Consider the following 4792-nt stretch of genomic DNA (forward strand, 5'->3'; position numbering starts at 1 on the left):
GGCCCGCGCCGACGTGTCGGCCCCCACCTGCGACCTCGGCCACCACGACTGCGCGAGCGCGTTCCTCACGGTCGCCGCGGTCGAGGCCGCCGCCGCCCGGGCCCTCGGCCGCCCGGTCGCCTACGACGACCTGCTCGTCCTCGCCGCCGACGGACACCAGGAGGCGCGGGTCGTCGTCGACACCGCCGCCGATGTCCTGGGCCAGCTGATCGCGGGCGTGCTGAACGTGCTCGACCCCGAGGTGGTCCTCATGTCGGGTGAGGGCGTGCGGCTCGCGACCGTCGGCGGGGCCGCGGTGGACGCGGCGATCGCACGCGACGCCCACCGGGCGGTCCCACCGCCCCGCCTGCTCGTCCAGGAGTTCCGGTTCGACGAGTGGGCCCGCGGCGCCGCCGCCGTCGCCATCCAGATGCACGCACTCGGTCGCTGACGCCGCGCGCGCCCGGTCGCTGACGCCGAGAGCGCCCCGGGACGCGACCCGCGCCTCCTGCCCGACCCGCACCTCCTGCCCGACCCGCGCCTCCTACCCGACCGTTCGCCGATGAACCCCGAATGCGAAGACGAACCCCGATTCATCGGGGTTCATCGTCGTGAACGGGGTTCATCGGGCAGCGAGCCGAGCAGCCGCCCCCGCCTCACCCCGCGGCGGTGACCCGCAGCAGCACGACCCGCTCGGGGAACGACGACGGCGCCTGCAGCCCGGCGACCGCCAGGGCGCGCCCGCCGAGCACCACCCCGGGGTACGCGCCGCCCTCGTCCGCCGTGCCCCACCACGGCGGGGGCGTGAGGCCGTGGTCGGGCGAGCCGACGGTGACGGGGGCGACCCGGTACCGGCGCTCGGGGTCGAGCCCGGGCAGCAGCACGCGGCCGAGCGGTGCGACGTCCGACCGTCCGACGTAGGCGAGGAAGAACAGGGCCTCGCTCGCGTCGGCGGCGACCGAGCCGTAGACCAGCAGCGACGGGTCGGCCTCGTCGACCCGTACGAGGTCCCCCGTGTGCATCAGCTGGCGGTGCTCCTTGTAGAGGGCGATCCACGCGGCGAGGTCGCGGTTCTCGGCATCGGTGGCCCGGGTGAGGTCCCACTCGATGCCGAGGTGGCCGAACAGGGCGGTGCCCGCCCGGAACGACAGCTCGTGCCAGCGGCCGGTCGAGTGGCTGACGCCCGAGGCGATGTGCGAGCCGAGCAGCTCGGGCGGCAGGAGCTGCATGGTCCAGCGGTTCATCTGCTGCCGGTCGAGCGGGTCGATGCAGTCGCTGACCCAGACGCGGTCGGTGCGCTCGAGCACGCCGAGGTCGACGCGGGCGCCGCCGGACGAGCACGACTCGATCTCGAGACCGGGGAACCTCGCCTTGAGCTCGTCCATCAGCCGGTACGCCGCGAGGGTCTGCTCGTGGACGCCCGCGGCACCGGTCGGCCAGGTGCCGGCGTCGACGAGGTCGCGGTTGTGGTCCCACTTCAGGTAGGCGATGTCGTACTCGTTGAGGATCGCCGTCATCTGGCCGAGCACGTGCTCGAACGCCCCGGCGATGCCGAGGTTCAGCACCTGCTGGTCGCGCGACCGCGGGGGCAGGCGGTCGCCGGTCTGCAGGATCCACTCGGGGTGCTCGCGGGCGAGGTCGCTGTCCTCGTTGACCATCTCGGGCTCGAACCAGAGGCCGAACTCCATGCCGAGGCCCGTGACGTGGTCGATCAGCGGTGACAGGCCGTCGGGCCAGACGTCGCCGTCGACCACCCAGTCGCCGAGGCCGGCGTGGTCGTCGCGTCGCCCCCGGAACCACCCGTCGTCGAGCACGTACCGCTCGACGCCGAGGGCGGCGGCCCGGTCGGCCAGGTCGCGCAGGCGGGCGAGGTCGTGGTCGAAGTAGACGGCCTCCCAGACGTTGATCGTCATCGGGCGCGGGCGGGTCGGGTGCTGCTCGCGGGAGCGCAACCACCGGTGGAACCGCCGGGCCTGGTCGTCGAGGCCGTCGCCGTACGAGCCGAACACCCACGGGCTGCGGTACGACTCGCCCACTTCGAGCCGCAGCTCGCCCGGCAGCAGCAACTCGCCGCCGCCCAGCACCTGCGCCCCGGTCGACAGGCGTTCGGCGTAGTGCCGGTGGCCGCCGCTGAACCCGACGTGCAGCCCCCAGACCTCTCCCGAGCCGGCGCCGAAGCCGAACCCGGGCACGCCGACGCTCAGCACGGTCGCGGCGTCCGGGCCGGTGCGGCCCTTGCGTCCCTCGCGTTCGTGCACGCCGACGACGAGCTCGCGGCGCTGGGGCGTGCGCTCCTTGCCCCAGCGGCCCGCGAAGTCGAGGATCTCGCGGGCTCGCGGCGGCACCGGCAGGGCCAGGTGCAGGTCGGTCAGCGTGTAAACGTCCGCCGCCGTGCTCGCGGCGCCGGCCGCGGTGCTCGCCGTCCGGTCGTCGCCGGGGGTCGACCGACCGCCTCCGCGTCGCCCGGCGACGTTCGTCAGCTCGGCCCGGGTGCGGACGAGCCCGCTCGCCGTCAGCTCGATCTCGAGCACGACGGCGAGCCCGGCGACGTCGTCGTGCGCCTCGACCGTGACGACGGCGGCACCGGCGTCGACCAGCTCGGGACCCGAGGAGGCGCGGGTCGCCTCCGCCTCGCCCGTCAAGTCGAGCGTGTCGACCGTGAACCGCGGCGACCAGTCGGCGCCGTCCGAGCGGTGGCCGCCGACCCCGGGCTTGCCCGACCAGCCCGCGTGGTGCTCGGGCAGGATCGCCAGGCGCACCGGTTCGTCCATCAGGTTGTTGACGTACGGCGGCACCGCCGCGACGGCGAGGGACCGCACGTCCTCGAGCGTCGGCCGGCCGAGGGCGGCGCCCCAGTGCAGGACCGCCGGCAGGCGCGCGTCGGTGACGTCGAGCAGCAGGCTGACGCCGGCGCTGCTCAGGTGGACGAACGCGTCGGGTGCTCGGGACGGCGCGACGACGGTGGGCGACGGGGTGGGGTGCGACACGGGTGCTCCAGACGGCGGCAGATACTTTCGTCCGAAAAGTATCTCCGACGCCGAGCGGGGGTCACAACCCCGGCGGGGTCCGACCGCGGGTCGGGAGGCCCCGGTCAGCAGGCCCCGGTCAGGAGGCGCGGGGCGAGAACAGCCCGTCGGTCACGTCGGTCGGCTGGTCACGGAACCAGCGCAGCAGGGTGCGGACCTTGTGCGACGACGACGGGGACAGGTTGCTGAAGTCGTCGCGGACGCCGGCACCCGCGACGGAGGCGGAGCCCGTACCGGAGCCCGTGCCGGTGCCCGTGCCGGAGTCGAAGACGTCGGCGTAGCCCGGGAGGACCGTCGCCAGGTCGTCCGTGACGGCCCGGTAGCCCATGGTCCAGGCGGGGAACAGCCGGTCCTCGACGAGTTCGTCGACGATGGTGTGCACGGCCGTGTGCCGGGGGTCGCGCGCGATCACGGCGAGGCGCTCGCGGACCGCCTCCTCGGGCCCCTCGAGCACCTGGATGAAGCGGCCCTCGCGGTGCAGCAGCATGCCGGTGATGCCCAGGCGGGCGTTGTTCGAGCGACTGGTCATCAGCAGGTTGGCCAGGTCGTCGTCGGTGAAGGGGTACGACGATCGACTGACGTACACGGTGGACAGCACGGGTGGGCCTCCTCGGGCTCAGGGCTGGACCGATTCTGCACGGCGTCCCGCCCCGCCGCACTCCCCACTTCTGGGCGCTGACAGGTCCGACCCCGGCCCCAACGTCCCCGCCGCGTCCCGGCCACGTCCCCGCCCGACCAGGTCGCACCACCGACGTGTCGTCGAACCACCCTCGTGCGTGGCTCGACGACGCATCGGTGGTGCGACCTCACTCGGCCCGGGGCGTCGTCCGCCCTCCGCTGGAAACCGTGCCGCCGCCCCTCGAGCCCGAACCACTCGGCCTGCCCTGACCGATCGCGCCGCGTCGCCGTCTCACCGCCGACCCGGGCTCGCACCGTCATCGGCGTGTGCCCCGAGGCCGCACCACGCTCTCGTCGTCGAACCACCTCGGAACACGGGACGACGACGCGACGGTGGTGCGACCCGACCCGACCCGACCCGACCCGACCCGACCCGACCCGATCCGGCACCGACCGGACCCGACCCGACCCGACCCGACCCGACCCGACCCGGCACGGACCGGATCAGCTGCCGCGCGGTGCCGACCCCCGGGCCCGACGTCCCTCGAGCACCCCGGCGAGCAGCACCACGGCCACGCCCACCACGGGCACGAGCAGCAGTCCGTACCGCAGCCCGGCCGAGTCCGCGACGAACCCGACGACGGGTGGCGACGCCAGGAACCCCAGTCGCAGCAGCCAGCTCACCAGCGTCAGCCCCGTGCCGGCCCGGAACCCGGGCAGGTTGTCCGCCGCGTGCATCGCCGCCGGGATCAGGGTCGCGACGCCGAACCCCGCCGCCGCGAAGCCGAGGATCGTGCCGATCACCGACGGGAACGCCAGGGCGATGCCCATGCCCACCGCGACGAAGACGCCCCCGGCCCGGGCGACGGCCTTCTGGCCGAAGCGGTCGACCATGCCGTCGCCCAGCAGTCGTCCGACGAACTGGGCCCCCTGCAGCGAGACGAACCCGAGGGCGGCGACGGTCACGCCGGCCCCGAGCGAGCCCAGGTAGAGCGCGGCCCACGTGCTGCCGGCGTCCTCGACGACGGCACCCGACGACGCGATGACGACGAGGGCCAGCAGCACGCCCCACTTCGCGACGAACCCGGGCGAGACGCGGCGACGGTCACGAGCCGAGGAGGTGCGGGTCGCGTCGTCGACGGAGCCCGCCCCGGTCGCCGAGCCGGCCC

4 protein-coding genes are annotated in these 4792 nt (G+C 74.6%); 1 reads left to right on the forward strand and 3 read right to left on the reverse strand.

Features of this window, described 5'->3' with window-relative positions:
* Nucleotides 1–430, forward strand: a 430-nt coding sequence (locus tag IFT36_RS15215; protein ID WP_200413570.1) for an ROK family protein, incomplete at its 5' end; no start/stop codon positions are given.
* 205 nt (nucleotides 431–635) lie between these two features.
* On the opposite strand, the gene IFT36_RS15220 is transcribed toward IFT36_RS15215, so the two are convergent.
* The 3 genes from IFT36_RS15220 to IFT36_RS15230 form a co-directional block, all read right to left on the reverse strand.
* A complete protein-coding gene (locus tag IFT36_RS15220; protein ID WP_200413571.1) occupies nucleotides 636–2966 on the reverse strand; it encodes an alpha-galactosidase in 2331 nt (776 codons plus the stop codon).
* 118 nt (nucleotides 2967–3084) lie between these two features.
* Complete coding sequence (locus IFT36_RS15225; RefSeq protein WP_200413572.1) at nucleotides 3085–3603, reverse strand: BLUF domain-containing protein; 519 nt, start codon at nucleotides 3601–3603, stop codon at nucleotides 3085–3087.
* A gap of 524 nt (nucleotides 3604–4127) precedes the next feature.
* On the reverse strand, nucleotides 4128–4792 hold a 665-nt coding region (locus IFT36_RS15230; protein WP_374058403.1), incomplete at its 5' end, for an MFS transporter.

The organism is Frigoribacterium sp. CFBP 13605 (assembly GCF_014839405.1).
Lineage (GTDB): Bacteria > Actinomycetota > Actinomycetes > Actinomycetales > Microbacteriaceae > Frigoribacterium.